The organism is Acidovorax sp. SRB_24, assembly GCF_012931925.1.
This window is the reverse complement of the sequence record NZ_MWOM01000015.1, coordinates 23017-39438: the sequence shown is the minus strand read 5'-3', so window position 1 is coordinate 39438 and position 16422 is coordinate 23017. Positions and strand designations below refer to the sequence as shown.

The 16422-nt window shown below is 68.0% G+C and carries 17 protein-coding genes; 7 read left to right on the top strand and 10 right to left on the bottom strand.

Going from position 1 to position 16422, the window contains the following annotated elements:
- The first annotated feature begins 73 nt into the window (after positions 1–73).
- Complete coding sequence (locus tag B2J89_RS07580; RefSeq protein ID WP_169168537.1) at positions 74–379, top strand: helix-turn-helix transcriptional regulator; 306 nt, start codon at positions 74–76, stop codon at positions 377–379.
- A 93-nt stretch (positions 380–472) separates the two neighbouring features.
- Here B2J89_RS07580 and B2J89_RS07575 read toward each other — a convergent pair whose 3' ends face one another.
- The 4 genes from B2J89_RS07575 to B2J89_RS07560 form a co-directional block, all read right to left on the bottom strand.
- The gene (locus B2J89_RS07575; protein ID WP_169168536.1) at positions 473–1183 is read right to left on the bottom strand and encodes a VIT family protein; all 711 of its coding nucleotides are present in this window, start codon (positions 1181–1183) and stop codon (positions 473–475) included.
- Between the two features lie 345 nt (positions 1184–1528).
- Complete coding sequence (locus B2J89_RS07570; RefSeq protein ID WP_169168535.1) at positions 1529–2887, bottom strand: sodium:proton antiporter; 1359 nt, start codon at positions 2885–2887, stop codon at positions 1529–1531.
- A gap of 153 nt (positions 2888–3040) precedes the next feature.
- Positions 3041–4441 (bottom strand): sorbosone dehydrogenase family protein, encoded by a 1401-nt coding sequence (locus B2J89_RS07565; protein ID WP_371809048.1) that lies wholly within the window; start codon positions 4439–4441, stop codon positions 3041–3043.
- A gap of 477 nt (positions 4442–4918) precedes the next feature.
- Positions 4919–5764 (bottom strand): fumarylacetoacetate hydrolase family protein, encoded by an 846-nt coding sequence (locus tag B2J89_RS07560; protein ID WP_169168534.1) that lies wholly within the window; start codon positions 5762–5764, stop codon positions 4919–4921.
- Positions 5765–6065: 301 nt separating this feature from the next.
- Between B2J89_RS07560 and B2J89_RS07555 the strand changes: the two genes are divergently transcribed.
- Together B2J89_RS07555 and B2J89_RS07550 are read left to right on the top strand one after the other, a co-directional pair.
- Positions 6066–6677 (top strand): chromate transporter, encoded by a 612-nt coding sequence (locus tag B2J89_RS07555; protein ID WP_169168533.1) that lies wholly within the window; start codon positions 6066–6068, stop codon positions 6675–6677.
- Positions 6674–7264, top strand: a complete 591-nt coding sequence (locus tag B2J89_RS07550) for a chromate transporter (protein ID WP_169168532.1) — start codon at positions 6674–6676, stop codon at positions 7262–7264. Before B2J89_RS07555 ends, B2J89_RS07550 begins: the two co-directional genes overlap by 4 nt.
- A 12-nt stretch (positions 7265–7276) precedes the next feature.
- On the opposite strand, the gene B2J89_RS07545 is transcribed toward B2J89_RS07550, so the two are convergent.
- The gene (locus B2J89_RS07545) at positions 7277–7660 is read right to left on the bottom strand and encodes a glutaredoxin domain-containing protein (RefSeq protein WP_169168531.1); all 384 of its coding nucleotides are present in this window, start codon (positions 7658–7660) and stop codon (positions 7277–7279) included.
- Positions 7661–7809: 149 nt separating this feature from the next.
- Between B2J89_RS07545 and B2J89_RS07540 the strand changes: the two genes are divergently transcribed.
- Positions 7810–8766: an aldo/keto reductase gene (locus B2J89_RS07540; RefSeq protein ID WP_169168530.1), complete on the top strand. Its 957-nt coding sequence runs from the start codon at positions 7810–7812 to the stop codon at positions 8764–8766.
- 7 nt (positions 8767–8773) lie between these two features.
- On the opposite strand, the gene rlmB is transcribed toward B2J89_RS07540, so the two are convergent.
- Positions 8774–9520 (bottom strand): 23S rRNA (guanosine(2251)-2'-O)-methyltransferase RlmB, encoded by a 747-nt coding sequence (gene rlmB, locus B2J89_RS07535; RefSeq protein ID WP_169168529.1) that lies wholly within the window; start codon positions 9518–9520, stop codon positions 8774–8776.
- Positions 9521–9778: 258 nt separating this feature from the next.
- On the opposite strand from rlmB, the gene sstT reads away from it, so the two are divergent.
- Complete coding sequence (sstT, locus tag B2J89_RS07530) at positions 9779–10999, top strand: serine/threonine transporter SstT (RefSeq protein ID WP_169168528.1); 1221 nt, start codon at positions 9779–9781, stop codon at positions 10997–10999.
- Between the two features lie 39 nt (positions 11000–11038).
- Here the strand turns inward: sstT and B2J89_RS07525 are convergent, their stop codons facing one another.
- On the bottom strand, positions 11039–11731 hold the full coding sequence (locus B2J89_RS07525; protein WP_169168527.1) for an ABC transporter ATP-binding protein: 693 nt from the start codon (positions 11729–11731) through the stop codon (positions 11039–11041).
- Positions 11732–11791: 60 nt separating this feature from the next.
- Between B2J89_RS07525 and B2J89_RS07520 the strand changes: the two genes are divergently transcribed.
- Complete coding sequence (locus B2J89_RS07520) at positions 11792–12424, top strand: arylesterase (RefSeq protein WP_169168526.1); 633 nt, start codon at positions 11792–11794, stop codon at positions 12422–12424.
- A gap of 8 nt (positions 12425–12432) precedes the next feature.
- On the opposite strand, the gene B2J89_RS07515 is transcribed toward B2J89_RS07520, so the two are convergent.
- The 3 genes from B2J89_RS07515 to B2J89_RS07505 form a co-directional block, all read right to left on the bottom strand.
- On the bottom strand, positions 12433–12624 hold the full coding sequence (locus B2J89_RS07515; protein WP_169168525.1) for a hypothetical protein: 192 nt from the start codon (positions 12622–12624) through the stop codon (positions 12433–12435).
- Between the two features lie 98 nt (positions 12625–12722).
- Complete coding sequence (locus B2J89_RS07510) at positions 12723–13958, bottom strand: PLP-dependent transferase (RefSeq protein ID WP_169168524.1); 1236 nt, start codon at positions 13956–13958, stop codon at positions 12723–12725.
- Between the two features lie 79 nt (positions 13959–14037).
- On the bottom strand, positions 14038–14553 hold the full coding sequence (locus B2J89_RS07505; protein ID WP_169168523.1) for a BON domain-containing protein: 516 nt from the start codon (positions 14551–14553) through the stop codon (positions 14038–14040).
- 117 nt (positions 14554–14670) lie between these two features.
- Here B2J89_RS07505 and B2J89_RS07500 point away from each other — a divergent pair, with 117 nt between their 5' ends.
- Positions 14671–16380, top strand: a complete 1710-nt coding sequence (locus tag B2J89_RS07500; RefSeq protein ID WP_205763744.1) for a SulP family inorganic anion transporter — start codon at positions 14671–14673, stop codon at positions 16378–16380.
- The last annotated feature ends 42 nt before the right edge of the window (positions 16381–16422 follow it).

Genomic DNA, 16422 nt, shown 5'->3' with positions numbered 1-16422 from the left:
TGCCATCTCGGTACCGGGGCCATGGCTGGCAGGTGGTCTGCGCCCTGGGCACAAAAAGCGTATAAAACTGCACATGGACCCCGATCTCATTCCCAGCCTGGCCCGAGCGCGCAAGGCCCACCACCTCACCCAGGCCGAACTGGCCGAACGCGCCGGCCTCAGCCGCATGACCGTGCAGCGGCTCGAAGGCGGCAGCCTGGACCCGCGCCTGTCCACCCTGCAGGAAATGGCCCGCGTGCTCGGCCTGGAGTTGGTCGCCGTGCCGCGCCACCTGCGCGCGGCGGTGCAGGACTTCATCCAGTCCGGCGGCGCCCCCCTCGGCCAGCGCGGCGGCGTGGACGCCTCGTCCTCCGCCGAGGGCAACCCGGGCGCGGTGTGAGCGCAGCAAGCGCTTCTCTATTTGCAGCTATCAACGCTTACCCAGCATGCGCTAGAGCCCATTTCGGTACATATTCTGACGGGCACGGCGCCCTCATCCCACCGACGCCCCGAACAGCGCCCCGACGCCGGCTGTGATGGCCATGGCGAGCGCGCCCCAGAAGGTCACGCGCCATGCGCCCACCCCCTGGCTGGCGCCGCCGGTGCGCGCGGCCATGGCGCCGAGCAGGGCCAAAAAGACCAGCGCGGTGCCGGGCACCCAGACCAGCAGGCTGCCCGCCGGCGCCGCGACCGCCACCAACAGGGGCAAGGCGGCGCCCGCGGCAAAGCTGGCAGCCGACGTCAGCGCGGCCTGCACCGGGCGGGCGGCCAGGGCCGGGGAGACTTCAAGCTCGTCGCGCGCGTGCGCGCCCAGCGCGTCGTGCGCCATGAGCTGCCGGGCCACCTGCTGCGCCAGCGCGGCGTCCAGGCCGCGGCGCTCGTAGATGGTGGCCAGCTCGCGCTCTTCGGCCAGCGGGTCGGCCGCCAGCTCGCGGCGTTCGCGGTCGAGGTCGGCTTTTTCGGTATCGGCCTGCGAGTGCACCGACACGTATTCGCCCGCCGCCATCGACATGGCACCGGCCACAAGGCCCGCCACCGCCGTCATGACGATGGCAGACGGGCTGACCTGCGCCGCCGCCACGCCCACCACGAGGCTCGCGGTGGAGACGATGCCGTCGTTGGCGCCCAGCACGGCGGCGCGCAGCCAGCCAATGCGGTCGCTGCGGTGGCGCTCCAGGTGCCGGCGGCGGGTGGCGGAGGTCATGCGGTCTTTCGTCGTGTGGAGCCCGGCAGGTTAGGGGCCACAGGGAGCCTCCGTCAAGCGCGGGCGGTGGCGGTGGGTAGGCGGCGTCCCCGCGGGCTCGGACACAGCGAAGACGCGGAGAGACAGGGAGTGGTGATGCCGGGCGACTTTGCGATCGAACGGGGGGACGCGGTGAAGGGCTGATCCCGGGCGCGCTGAAAGCTATTATATTCATAGCTACAAGCGCATTCCTGCATTGATCAAAAGGCCTTTTTCATTCATAAACACAAGAACAGGGGCGGCGAGTGCGCGCTGCCTTGGCTCGTCGCCGGCCGCTAGCACCGCCGTGCCATCCGCGGCTGCGCACTATTCGCCGCGCTTGCCGGAGCGCGAGCGGTGGCGAGCGTGCTTGCGCCGCTTTTCGTAGCGCTGCATCAGCGGCGTGACCGAGATGCCGTGCAGCACCACGGAGGCGACGACGACGGTGAGCGTGATGGACAGCAGCTGGCGCGCCAGCGCCGGCTCCAGCGCGTGGCCGATGGCATACACCAGGTAGTACACCGAGCCAATGCCGCGAATGCCGAACCAGGCGATCAGGCGCCGCTGCGGGCGTGCCACGGGCGCGCCCCACAGCCCGCTGACCACGGCCAGCGGCCGCACCAGCACGAACAGCAGGGGCACGAACCACAGCATGCGCCAGTCCCATTGCACCCAGGTCAACAGCGCACCTACCACCAGCACCACGGCCACCTCGGCCACGTGCTCGAGTTCGGTGTTGAAGCGGGCCACGGCACGCATGAGCTGCTCGGGCACGTCGGCGCCCTCCGCGGTGGGGGCGTGTTCTGCCGACACTGGCGCCCCCGCAGGGCTCTTGCGCACGCGCGCGGCCACCGGCGCAGCCTGCGCCACGGGTTCGAGCCGGCGCAGTGCCAGGCCGGCGGCAAACACCGCCAAAAAACCGTAGGCGTTGAGCCACAGCGCCACGCCGTACGCCAGCGCAATCAGGCCCAGTGCGAGGAATTCGTCGGCCCCGAGCGCTTCGTGGTGGCGCGTGCGCAAAACCAGAATCGCGCGCCCGACCAGGGCGCCCAGTGCATAGCCGATGGCCAGGCCGCCAGCCGCGGCCCACACCACGTCCACCGCCCACCAGCGCCAGCCTCCCGTGCCCAGGTCGTGCACATGCAGCAGGCCCAGCCCCAGCATGACGAACGGAAAGGCGGTGCCATCGTTGAGCCCGCCCTCGCCGGTCAAGCCAAAGCGCAGGCGGTCGCGGTCGCCGCCCCGGGCCACCTGCACATCGGACGCCAGCACCGGGTCGGTGGGCGACAAGATGGCCGCCAGCACCACGGCCGCCCCCAGTGACAAGCCCAGCAGCCCGTACCCCAGCGCCGTGACGACCCCCACGTTGATGCCCATCGACACCGTCGCCAAGCGCACCGGGATGCGCCAGCGCGGGTCGCGCAGCGGCAAATCCAGCTTGAGGCCGGCAGTGAACAGCGAGATCAGCACGGCAATTTCGGTCAGCCGCTCGATCAGCGCGCGGTCATCCTGGAACGGATCAAGCACCAGCAGGCCCAGACCCGCAGGCCCCAGCCCCACGCCGACCAGCAGGTAGAGCATGGACGCGCTGACCGGCAAGCGCGCGATCAGCGAGTTGCCCATGGTCATGGCAATCAGCAGCGCGCCGATCACCATGAACCCGACGGTGGCGGGCTCTACCGCCATGGGAGCCCCACCGCGCCTGCCGCCGAACGGCGGTGGCCACCGTTCGCAGAGCGCGCAAGAACCCGCCCCAGCGGCGCAAACAGAGGCTCAGGCGGGCACGGGGCAGGCCGCAGCATCGGTGCCTTACCCATTCGCGGCGGCCTGCGCTGTGGCTCAGCGTTTGCCGGGCTGTGCGGCGCTGGCAGCCGATGCGTTGGCGTTGAACTGGCCGCCGGTGACGCGCCAGACCACATTGCCGACATCGTCGGCCACCAGCAGCGCGCCACGCGGGTCGATCGCCACGCCCACAGGGCGGCCAAAGGCCTTGCCGTCTTCACTCAAAAATCCCGTGAGCACGTCCAGGGGCAGGCCGCTGGGCTGGCCCTTGTCAAAGGGCACAAACACCACCTTGTAGCCGCTCAGGGGTTTGCGGTTCCACGAGCCGTGTTCGCCAATGAAGGCACCGCTGGCGAGCTGCGGCGCAAGCGCCTGGCCTTGGGCAAATGCCATGCCCAGCGGGGCCACATGGCTGCCCAGCGCGTAGTCGGGCGCAATCGCCTTGGCCACCAGGTCGGGCCGCTGGGGCTTGACGCGCTCGTCCACGTGCTGGCCGAAATAGCTGTAGGGCCAGCCGTAAAACGCGCCGTCTTTGACGGACGTGAGGTAGTCGGGCACCAAATCGTTGCCGAGCTCATCGCGCTCGTTCACCACCGTCCACAGCGCGCCGGTGTCGGAAGCCCAGTCCATGCCGTTGGGGTTGCGCAGGCCGCTGGCAAACAGGCGCTTTGCGCCGCTGGTGCGGTCGATTTCCCAGATGGCGGCACGGCCCTCTTCGGCCGCCATGCCGTTTTCGCCAATGTTGCTGTTCGATCCCACGGTGGCATAGAGCTTCGTGGCGTCGCGGCTGGCAATCAGGCTCTTGGTCCAGTGGTGGTTGATGTTGCCGCCGGGCAAATCGGTCAACAGGGTGGGCGCGGCGGTGATGCGGGTCTGGCCCTCGGTGTACGGAAAACGGAGTACGGACTCGGTGGTGGCGACATAGAAGTCGTTGCCGACCAGCGCCATGCCAAAGGGCGAGCGCAGGTTCTGCAAAAAGACGCTGCGCGTATCGGCCACACCATCGCCATTGGTGTCGCGCAGCAGTGTGATGCGGTCGGCCGATGCCACGCCGGCACCGGCGCGCTTCATGACCTTGCCCATCACCCAGCCCTTGATGCCCTTGTTGTCCTTGTCGGCATCGGTGGGCTTGTCGGGCTTGTTGCTCTCGGCCACCAGCACGTCGCCATTGGGCAAGACATAGACCCAGCGTGGATGGTCTAGCCCGCGGGCCAGCGCCGTCACCGTCAGGCCCGCCATGGCCTGGGGGCCCTGGCCCTGCGGCCAGCCCAGCGCGGGGGCGATGTTGACGGTGGGCAGGAGGCTTTTCTCGGGCGCGGGCAGCCGTGGATGCGGCCCGACACCCACGGGCGCATCGGGTGCCGCGCCGGCGTCCGGAGCGGCCATGGAGCACCCGCACGCCGTGGCCGCCATGACCACGGCGGTCGTGCAGCGCACGGAAAAAAGCGAAGACAACATGACCGGTCCTTCGAGGGCGCCGCCCATCGCAAAAGCCCCATGCCGTTGCCACACGGTCAAGCGCGCGTGCTGCGATGGTGCGGCAGGAATGCGCGCCACCGTGTCGGTCAAATGCTGATATGGATGTCGGGCGCTACACGGCAATCGCCGCGCCTGTAGGCATGGGGCTACGGCGCGACACGGAGTCCGCCCACCTGCGCGCCTGCAGGCCACCTCTACAGTGAACGCATTCCCACCAACCTATCAGGAGATATCCATGCCCGTGATCCTCTGGATTCTTGGCGTTCCACTGACCGTCGTTCTGCTGCTGATGCTTTTTGGCGTTTTTTAAAACGCCCCGGCGCGCGGCAGCGATCTGCCTGTCGCCTGCGGCCTGGAACACCGCGCACCAGACCTCGCGTCCTGTGCGTTTTTTTGGCTTGCATGGCTGGCGCTACCACCGGAAAAACACGGGGCGGCAGCGCTCACCTCCTTACCTTAGCTTCCCACGCAGACCTGCGTCTGCTCGCCCAGGCCAGTGGCGCCCAGGCGCATGGTGTCGCCGGCTTTCAGGAACCAGGGTGCGGGCTTCTGGCCCAGGCCGACGCCGGCGGGCGTGCCGGTGAGCACGATGTCGCCGGGCTCCAGCGTCATGAACTGGCTGATGTAGGCCAGCACCGAGGGCACGCCGAAGATGAAGTTGCGCGTGTGGCCGTCTTGCATGCGCCGGCCGTTCACCTCCAGCCACAGCGCGATGGCGTGCGGGTCGGGCACTTCGTCGGCCGTGGCCAGCCAGGGGCCGATGGGGGCGAAGGTGTCGCAGCCCTTGCCTTTGTCCCATTGGCCGCCGCGCTCGATCTGGTAGCTGCGCTCCGACACGTCGTTGGCCAGCACATAGCCGGCGACGTGGGCGAGCGCGTCGGCCTCGGCGATGCGGCTGGCGCGGGTGCCGATGACGATGCCCAGCTCGACCTCCCAGTCGGTCTTTTGCGCGCCCGGCGGAATGCGCACCGGGTCGTTGGGGCCGCTGAGCGCGGTGATGGCCTTCATGAACAGCACGGGTTCGGCCGGTGTCGGCATGCCGGCCTCCAGCGCGTGGTCGGCATAGTTGAGGCCGACGCAGACGATCTTGCCCACGCCGGCCACGGGGCAGGCCAGGCGCGGGGTGCCGTCCACGGCCGGCAGGCGGCTGGCGTCGATGGCGGCCAGGGCCGACAGCGTGCGCGGGCCCAGTTGCGCCGGCCCCAGGTCGGGCAGCAACATCGACAGGTCGCGCAACACGCCCTGCGCATCCACCAGGCCCGCGCGCTCGGCGCCGGGCTGCCCATAACGAACCAGTTTCATTGTGTGTCTCCCTTGATGTGCTTGGCTTGAAAACCGATGGCGCGCTTTTTGGGGCGCACGCTGCATCTTAGAAGCCTGCGTGCAAATCCGAGGCGCAGCATGCCTCTCACGCCCACCCTGGCCATCAGCCCTGCCGATGACTGCATCGCGGTTCGCGATGCCTGCAGGGCCAGCGCTCGCGGCTTCCGACGTACCATTGGCCTCAAACACGCCAGCGTGCGGGGGATCCCGGAACTTACTCCTTATTTGATAGCTATCAGCGCTGTCCACCATTACATTTGAGACTGATCTCGTTCTTTTTATGCCAGTGCCATTGCCCTCCACGGCTGCTCTCGAAGCCCCTTTTCCCTGCATTGGCGAGCGGCCCCGGCCGCGCAACCCCGCCGACCTGTTCTGGTCCTTCACCTGGCTGGCCCTGCAGGGCTTTGGCGGCGTGATGGCGGTAGTGCAGCGCGAACTGGTCGAACACAAGCGCTGGATGACGAACGAGGAATTCATCGAAGAATGGGCCGTGGCCCAGGTGATGCCCGGGCCCAACGTGGTCAACCTGTCGATCATGATCGGCGACCGCTACTTCGGCCTGCGCGGCGCCATGGCGGCATTGGCCGGCATGGTCACCTTTCCGCTGGCGCTGGTGCTGGCCATTGCCGTGCTCTATGCGCAGTGGGCGACGCACCCGGCTGTGGCGGGCGCGCTGCGCGGCATGGGCGCCGTGGCGGCAGGGCTGATCGCGGGCACCGGGCTCAAACTGCTGTCCGCGCTGCGCCTGCACCCGCTGGGGCCGCTGCAAAGCGCGGCCTTTGCCGCTGCCACGTTTGCCGCCATGGCCTTGCTGCGCGTGCCGCTGCCATGGGTGCTGCTGGGGCTGGGCAGCGCAGCGTGCGCGCTCAGCTGGCGAAAGCTCGCGCCATGACCGGCCTGGTGCTGCAGCCTCTCGACTGGCTCAACCTCTTTGTCTACTTTCTGTCGCTGTCGCTGCTGGCCGTGGGCGGCGCCATCGCCACCGCGCCCGAAATGCACCGCCTACTGGTCGAACGCCAGGGCTGGCTGAGCGAGATGCAGTTCAACGCCAGCATCGCCCTGGCGCAGGCCGCGCCCGGGCCGAACGTGCTGTTCATCGCGCTGCTGGGCTGGAACGTGGGCCTGAACGCCGGCGGCACCGGCGCCATGGGGTGGCTGTACGGGCTGCTGGGCATGGCGGTGTGCATGCTGGGGATCATGGTGCCCAGCTCCACCCTGACCTGGTTGGCCACGCGCTGGGCGCACAAGCACCGCGAGCGCCGCGGCGTGCGCGCCTTCAAGCAGGGCATGGCGCCCATCGTGATCGGCCTGGTCATGGCCACCGCCTGGGTGCTGGGCCGCGCCCAAGGCCAGCTGGCCAGCGACTGGCCGCTGTGGCTGCTCACCGCAGCCACCATGCTGCTGGTGTGGCGCACGCGGCTGCACCTGCTGTGGATGCTGGGCGCGGGCGCGTTGCTGGGGGCGATGGGCTGGATCTAGGCGCGTGGAGATTTATCCGAGGCCGCGCAGGTGGGCGATGATTTTTTCCGAATCGTAGAGCCAGCGGCTGGCGCCGGCGGCGTCGGTGATCTTCAGGCAGGGCACCTTGGCCTGGCCGCCGCGCTCCAGCAACTCGGTCCGATCCGGGCCCGCGTGCTGCGCGTCAACGCGCCCAATGTTCAGCGACAGGCGGCGCATTTCCTGCCTGACCTTGATGCAAAAAGGGCAGGTCTTGTACTGGTACAACGCCAGGCTGCGGCACGCCAGGTCCACGCGGTCTTGCGCGGCCTGCGAGCGCACCAGGCCCCGGGGCCGGGTCAGCATTTCCCTCAGCAGCATCACCGGGCCCAGGACGGTGCGCAGGGTCTTGAAAAAGAGTCGGATAAAAAATTTCATGGGCGATTCTAGGTAATTGTCCAGGTCCGCGAATTCGCGGCCTGACAGCAGCAGCACCCCGCTGTCCTGTGTCCGGCCCACGCGCATGCGCGGCAACAATGGCGTCTGGCGGGCGCTCGGTCCCGCACAACCCACGCAAGGAGAACCCCATGCAACTTCGCTCCCTGGGCCGCTCGGGCCTGCAGGTATCGCCGCTGTGCTTTGGCGGCAACGTGTTTGGCTGGACGGTGGACGAGGCGACCGCGTTCTCGCTGCTCGACGCATGGTTGGACGCGGGGTTCAACTTCATCGACACCGCCGACGTGTATTCGCGCTGGGCGCCCGGGCACGTCGGTGGCGAGTCCGAAGCCATGATTGGCAAATGGCTTCAAAAATGCGGCCAGCGCCACCGTGTGGTGCTTGCCACCAAGGTCGGCAAGGACATGGGCGGCGGCAAGCACGGCCTGCGCCCCGAGTACATCCGCCAGGCCGTGGAGGCGTCGCTCCAGCGCCTGCAGACCGACCACATCGACCTCTACCAGTCGCACGACGACGATGCCAGCGTGCCGCTGTCCGAGACGCTCGAAGCCTATGCCGAGCTCATCAAGGCCGGCAAAGTGCGCGCCATTGGCGCCTCCAACTACAGCGCTCCGCGCCTGCTCGAAGCGCTGCACACCAGCCAGAAGCTGGGCCTGCCGCGCTACGAAAGCCTGCAGCCGCTCTACAACCTCTGCGACCGCGCCGTGTTCGAGAACGCGCTGCAGCCGCTGTGCGTGGCGCAGCAGGTGGGCGTGATCAATTTCTATGCGCTGGCGGCAGGCTTTCTGACCGGAAAGTACCGCAGCGCAGCCGACGCAGCCAAGAGCGTGCGCGGCAAGAACACCACCGACAAGTACCTCAACGCGCGCGGCCTGCGCATCCTGGCCGCGCTGGACCAGGTGGCCGAGCGCTATGCGGCGACACCCGCCCAGGTGGCGCTGGCGTGGCAGCTGGCGCAGCCGGGCATCACGGCGCCGATCGCCAGCGCCACGTCGCTCGCGCAGTTGCAGGAACTGGTGGGCGCGGTGCAACTGCAGCTCGACGGCGACGCACTGGCCAGCCTGAGCGACGCCAGCGCGGAGGCGTGACGCGGCATCAGGAGCGCTGGCGCAACGCCTCGTAGAGGCACACGCCGCTGGCCACCGACACGTTGAGGCTCTCGACGGCCCCCTTCATCGGGATGCTGACCAGTTCATCGCAGGTCTTGCGCGTGAGCTGGCGCATGCCATCGCCCTCGGCACCCAGCACCAGGGCCACGGGGCCTTTCAGGTCGACCTGGTAGATGGTCTTGGGCGCATCGTCGCTGGTGCCGATGATCCAGACGTTGCGCTCCTTGAGCTCGCCGAGCGTGCGCGCCAGGTTGGTCACCATGAAATAGGGCATGGTCTCGGCCGCGCCGCTGGCCACCTTGGCCACCGTGGCGTTGATGCCGACGGCGTGGTCCTTGGGGGCAATCACGGCGTGCGCGCCGGCGCCATCGGCCACGCGCAGGCAGGCCCCCAGGTTGTGCGGGTCGGTCACGCCGTCGAGCACCAGCAGCAGCGGCTGCGCAGTGCCGGCGGCTTCGAGGTCTTCGAGCAGTTCGTCGAGCGAGGTGACCTGCGCCACCGCCTCGACGCGCGCGGCCACGCCCTGGTGGCCGTGGCTGCCGGCCAGTTTGGCGATGCGCAGGCTGTCGGCTTCGATCAGGCGGGCGCCGGCCTCGCGGGCGCGGTCCAGGAACTGGCGCATGCGCGCGTCGCGCCGCGTGGCCTCGTAGTAGATCTCGATGATGGATTGGGGCGCGGTCTTCAGACGCACGCCCACGGCATGGAAGCCGAACAGGACTTTGGGGGAGGACATGGGGCGATTATCCGGGCAGCGGCGGTGCCGCGCCGCCGCCGGTCCGCGGGGATAAAGGCCCTCGCATAAAATCGCCGCCTCTCCCCGCCCGCAAGCCACGCCGCCCCGGTGCGCTGCTTCGGACCTTCGAAGCCTGCGGCGGTGGTTCTTGCGGGTGGCGCGGCGCGCCACCTTTTCTTCGTTGACTGCCACCTGGCTCCGGGGTTTGCACGCACAGCGTGCAGGCCTTGCGAACCGCCCTTTCTTTTTTCCATCACCATGTTTTTCACCCCCCTGCTGCGTTGGCTACAGCGCACGAGCCTGGTCGCACAAATCGTGCTTGGCCTGTTGGCCGGCATCGTTCTGGCAACGGCTTTCCCGGCCGCCACGCCCCAGGTGGCCATCCTGGGCACCCTGTTCATCTCTGCCCTCAAGGCGGTGGCGCCCGTGCTGGTGTTCATCTTGGTGATTGCGGCCATCAGCAACCACCGGCCCGGTGAAGCCACGCACCTGCGCGGCGTGCTGGTCCTGTACCTGGTGGGCACGCTGACTGCCGCCATCGTCGGGGTGGTCGCGAGCATGTGGTTTCCGTCCACGCTGGTGTTGCAGGCGCCGGCAGACGCCGCCAACGCGCCCGCGCACATCGAGGAAGTGCTGCTGGCGCTGGTGCGCAACGCCGTGGACAACCCGGTGCATGCGCTGCTGGAGGCCAACTACATCGGCATCCTGACCTGGGCGGTGGCCTTTGGCATGGCGATGCGCCACGCCAGCGCCGGCACGCGCGCAGTGATGGCCGACCTGTCGGCCGGTATCACGCTCATCATCCAGGTGGTGATCCGCTTTGCGCCGCTGGGCATTCTGGGCCTGGTGGCCAGCACGTTTGCCGAAGCGGGGGCGGGCGCGCTGTGGGTCTATGTGCACCTGCTGGCCGTGCTGATCGGCTGCATGCTGTTCGTGGCGCTGGTGGTCAACCCGCTGATCGTGTTTACCATGCTGCGCACCAACCCCTACCCGCTGGTACTGACCTGCCTGCGCGAGAGCGGCGTGACAGCGTTCTTCACGCGCAGCTCGGCGGCGAACATCCCGATCAACCTGGCCCTGGCCAAGCGCCTGGGCCTCAACGAAGACACCTACAGCATTGCCATTCCTCTGGGTGCCACCATCAACATGGCGGGCGCCGCCATCACCATCAGCGTGCTGTCGCTGGCCGCAGCCAACACCCTGGGTATCGCGGTGGACCTGCCCACTGCCATCCTCCTGTGCGTGGTGTCGGCCGTGTGCGCCTGCGGCGCCTCGGGCGTGGCCGGTGGCTCGCTGCTGCTGATCCCCCTGGCCTGCAGCCTGTTCGGCATCTCCAACGATGTGGCCATGCAGGTGGTGGCGATCGGCTTCATCATCGGCATCCTGCAGGACTCGGCCGAGACGGCATTGAACTCGTCCACCGACGTGCTGTTCACCGCCGCCGCCTGCGGCGCCGCCGAACGCAGGCTGGCGCGCTGAGCCTGGCCGCGCCGCACCCGTGCGGACCGGCGCGCTGCGTCAGGCCCTCGCGCGGCCCGCTTCGATGGTGATGCAGCGCTCGCAACGCTGCGCAATGCCCCGGTCGTGCGTGACCAGCACCAGCGTCGTGCCCTGCTCGCGGTTGAGTTCGAACATCAGTTCCATGATGGTCTCCCCGGTGGCAAAGTCGAGGCTGCCCGTGGGCTCGTCGGCCAGCAACACCGCGGGCTGCACGACAAAGGCACGCGCCAGCGCCACGCGCTGCTGCTCGCCGCCGCTGAGCACCTTGGGGTAGTGCCCCAGACGCTGTCCCAGGCCCACGTGGTCCAGCATCTCGGCGGCCGCCTTGCGCGCGTCGCGGCGGTTGGCCAGTTCGAGCGGCAGCATGACGTTCTCCAGCGCCGTGAGGTTGCCCATGAGCTGAAAGCTCTGGAAAACGAAGCCCACCTTCTGCGCACGCAGGGCGGCACGCGCATCCTCGTCGAGCGCGAACAGGTCCTGCCCGTCCAGGCGCACCGTACCGCGCGTGGGCGTGTCGAGCCCTGCGACGATCGACAGCAGCGTGCTCTTGCCCGAGCCCGAGGCGCCGACAATGGCCACGGTTTCCCTCGGTGCCAGCTGGAAATCGATATCCCGCAGAATGTCGAGCGTGCCAGTGGAATCGGTCACCGATTTGTACACATGCTCGACCGCAATGATGGGTGTGGCGGGTGCGGCGGAGAATTCGGACATGAAAGGCCTTGTACTGTGAATCAAAACGCGTATCGGCGCGACTTTATCCGGAGCCTGGCCATGGCAGCTGCCGGGCTGTGCGTTCTGCCAGCCCTGGCGCAAGGCACGAAGGCAGGCCCGGCGACGCAGCCCGCCACGCAGACCATCTTGGTCGTGGGCGACTCGCTGAGTGCGGAATATGGCCTGGCGCGCGGCACGGGCTGGGTTGCGCTGCTCGAAAAGCGCCTGACCGCGCAAAACGTGGCCGCCAGGGTGGTCAATGCCAGCGTGAGCGGCGACACCACGTCGGGCGGGCGGGCGCGTCTGGCAGCGCTGCTGGCGCAGCACCGGCCGGCGGTAGTGGTGATCGAGCTCGGCGCCAACGACGCGCTGCGCGGCCTGGCGCTCAAGAACACGGAGGAAAACCTCGCTTGGATGGCGCAGGAAGCACAAAAATCGGGGGCCAAGGTGGTGCTGGTGGGCATGCAGGTCCCGCCCAACTATGGCAGCGACTACGCCGCAAAGTTTGCCGGCCTGTTCGAGACCGTGGCACGGAAGAACAAAACGGCGCTGGTGCCGTTCCTGCTCAAGGGTGTTGCCGATGCACCCAACCCCACTGCCCTGTTCCAGGCCGACCGCATCCATCCGCGGGCCGAAGCCCATCCGCAAATGCTGGACAACGTCTGGCCCGTGCTGCGCAAGCTGCTGCGCTGAAAACCGGCTCAGCCGGGTTGGTTGCCCGGCCCGGTCCCGGAAGCATCGGACGCGCCGGCGGGGGCGCTGTCCTGCTGTTCAGGCGCATAGCCATCCGGCCTGCGCACGGCAGCGGACTTGGCCCGCAGCTTCTCTTCCTTCTTCTTCTTTTTGGCCAGCTCGCGCTGTCGTTTCTCGTATCCGTAGTTGGGTGTTGCCAAGGTAAGTGCTCTCCAAAGTGATGGGCCACTGTAACAGCTTGGTCTGGAGAGGCGCCGGGCGGCGCCATCAACCCCACGCCCCGGTGCGCTGCTTGCCCTCAGGCGGTGCCAAAGGCGCTTTGCATGGCTTGCTGCAGGTCGCACTGCAAATCCGCCACGGCTTCAAGGCCCACCGCAAAGCGCACGACCGTACCGGAGCGCAGGTGCGCACAAGGCTGGCTGCGCATGCTGGCGAGCTCGTAGGGAACGACCAGGCTCATCGGACCGCCCCAGCTGTAGCCGAGCTTGAACAGGCGCAGACCATCGCAGAATGCATCCACTTGCGCTTGCGAGTAGCGCGCATCAAAGACCACACTGAACAAACCCGCGGCCGCGCCATCGCCTCCCTTTGCGGCACCGCACAGCGCCTGCCAGTGCGCGTGTCCCGGTGACTCGGGCAAAGCCGGGTGCAGCACCTGCGCTACGGGCGCCTGCTGCTGCATCCAGCGCGCCAGGGCGCGTGCCGCCACGTCGTGCGCGCGGTAGCGCAGACCGATGCTGGGCAGAGAGCGCAGCACCGCCTCGGCATCGTTGGCGCCCACCCCCAAACCCAGGTGCATGTGCAACAACTTGATCTTCAAATGCAGCGCCGGGCTGCGCGTGATGGCGCTGCCCATGAGCACATCGCCGCCACCGCTGGGGTATTTGGTCAGCGCATGCACCGACACATCGACGGCCAGGTTGCCGCTGCCGTCCCCCTCCAGGTCGAACGGCGCAAACGCCAGCCCCGCCCCCCACGTATTGTCCAAGGCCGTAGGGACTCCGCGGGCTCGGCACAAGCGCACCATTTCGCACAGGTCGGGGAATTCCAGGGTGACCGAGCCGGGCGCCTCCAGCCATACCAAGCGCGTGGCGGAGGTGATCTTGGCGGCCAGATCGGCCAGGTCGAGCGGGTCGTACAGCATATGGCGCACGCCAAACTGTGCCAATGTGGCTTCGGCCATGGACTTGTTCGGGCCGTAGGCATTGTCGGGAATCAGCACCACGTCGCCAGTTTTGAGCAACGCGAGCGAGACGAGCGCAATGGCCGCCAAGCCGCTGGGCACCAGCACACACTGCAGGCCGCCCTCGAGTTCGCACAGGCGCTCTTCCAGGACGAACGTGGTCGGTGTGCCGTGCAGGCCGTAGGTATAGCCGCTCTTATCCTTCCATTCGCGCGTGCGCATGGCGGCCACATTCGGAAAGATGACGGTAGAGGCCTTGTAGACGCCCGGTGCGGGGGCCACAAAACCTGCCGGCGCGGTGTAGCCGTGGTGGACGATGCGGGTGGACAGTTCGTGGGCAGAGTCGTGCATGCCGCGATGTTAGCGTCCCGTGGCGGCCGCAGAAATGGCGGCCCCAAGGGCACCGCCTCAAACTGGCGCGTTGCGCCCCTCAGCCCGGCTTGATATCCAGCTGGTTGAGCACCGAACTCACGCCCTTGACGCCCTGGGCGATGGTCGCCGCTCTGTCCTTCGCCGCTTGGGAAGGGGCCGGCCCCTTGAGCGTGACCACACCGTTGTGCGTGTCCACATCAATTTTCAATGCGCTGAGATCGGGGTCCTTGGCCAAGCCCGAAGACACCTGGGCGGTGATGGCTCCGTCATCTGCCATGGCCAGGGCCGAATTGCCGGCCTGGCGCGCTGCAGCTTCCGCATCGCGCGCGGCCGCCTCTGCCTTGGTTGCGCCCTCTTCCACTTTCACCTGCGCCGCCTGCATGGCCTTCTGGGCATCTGCCTTCGCTGCTGCCGCAGCTTGCTCGGTCCGCTCCAGCGCCGAATCGATCTTCTGGCCGGTCGTGGGCTCCTTCATTTTCTCGCATGCCGCCAACCCCAGGGCCACGGCACTGACAGCCAGCAGGTTGGCAATGCGGGCGGCCGCAGGATGGCGCAAAGCCGATCGTTCTTGCATGGTATTTCTCCTATTTATGTAACTTCCGGCACTTTAGGAGATCGGTGGAGCCCGGCTGGTCGGAAAGCGCCGAAGTGCCTGTAGGACCAGGGCGACAGCCACGCGACAATACGCACCATGTTGAGCGTTGCCGTCCTTCACCGTTGGTTTCCTTTTCTTTCGTGGCCCCGGCCAGACCGCCAGATGTTGCGGGGCGAGTTCTGGGCCGGCATGACGGTGGGCCTGATGCTCGTGCCGCAAGGCGTGGCTTATGCGGCGCTGGCCGGCATGCCGCTGGTGACCGGCATCTATGCATCGCTCGTGCCGGCCATCGTGGCCGTACTGTGGAGTTCGTCGACGCGCCTGGGCGTCGGCCCGACCGCGTTGACCAGCTTGCTGATCGGCGCTTCGCTCACGGGACTGGCCGCGCCGGGCAGCGCGCAATGGGTGGCCCTGGCGGCCTGGATCGCGCTGCTGTCGGGGCTGCTGCAGTTGGTGCTGGGCGCGGTGCGCTTTGGCTGGCTGCTGAACCTCGTCACCTCGCCCGTCCTCAGCGGCTTCACGCAAGCGGCGGCCCTGCTGATCCTCGCATCGCAACTGCCTGCGTTGACCGGCCTGCGCGTGCCGCTGGAGTCGCTGGTGAGCGCGCCCCAGTGGGCCCAGTTCGACTGGAGCGCCGCTGGCTATGGTTTGGGCAGTGTGGCGGCGCTGGTGCTCGCCAAGCGCCAGTGGCCGCAGTTTCCGGCCGTGATCGTGGTCATGGGCGCAGCGGGCGCCCTGAGCTGGGCGACCGGGTTCGCCGGCCGCGGCGGCGCCGTGGTGGGTGCTCTGCCTGCGGGGCTGCCACAGCTGTACTGGCCCGGAGCCCTGACCTGGGACACGCTGGGCGCGCTGGTCATGCCGGTGCTGGTGGTGACGCTGGTGAGCTTTCTGGAGACCGCCTCCAGCGCCAAGGTCGACCACCAAAGCGGCGGCACACGCTGGGACGAGAACCAGGACCTGATCGCCCATGGCATGGCCAAGATCAGTGCCGGCCTGTGCGGCAGTTTCGCCACGAGCGCTTCGTTTTCGCGCTCGGCCATCAACCTGTATGCCGGCGCGCGCACCGGCTGGGCCACGGTGTTTGCGACCGCCCTCGTGCTGGTGGCTTTGCTGTGGCTCATGCCCGCGCTCTACCATGTGCCGCAGGCGGTGCTCGCCGCCGTGGTCGTGACGGCCATCACCGGCCTCATCAAGCCCTCCATGCTGCCCAAGCTGTGGCGCATCTCGCGCGTGGAAGCGGTCATCAGCGCCATCACCTTCGGCCTCACCCTGGTGACGGCCCCGCGCATTTACTGGGGGGTTCTGGCGGGCCTGCTGCTGAACCTCAGCCATTTTCTCTACCAGCGCCTGCATCCGCGCATCATTGAAGTGGGCTTGCACCCCGATGGCAGCCTGCGCGACCGGCACCTGTGGCAGTTGCCGCCGCTCGCAGACCATGTGCTGGCGCTGCGCATGGACGCAGAGCTCGACTTTGCCTCTGCCAATGCGCTCGAGCGCAGCGTTTCGGACCGGCTGGCCGAGCGGCCCGGCATTCAGCATGTCTGCCTGTTCGCGCTGCCCATCAACCGCATCGACGTGACCGGCGTGGAAACCTTTGCCCGGCTACAGACCTTGGTGCAAATGCACCACTGCACACTGCACCTCAGCGGCCTGAAACTGCCGGTCGAACAGGTCCTGCGCCGCGCCCAGGTGTTGCAGCCCGGCCCGCACCTGCGCATGTACCGCTCGGACACCGAGGCCCTTCAGGCGCTGCAGCAACTGCCCGTACCCGATGCCGAAGGAACAGCAACGGGCGTGGCGGCGTAAGGCTTCCGGGCCACGGTTACACTTGCGCCATTGCCCAGCTCA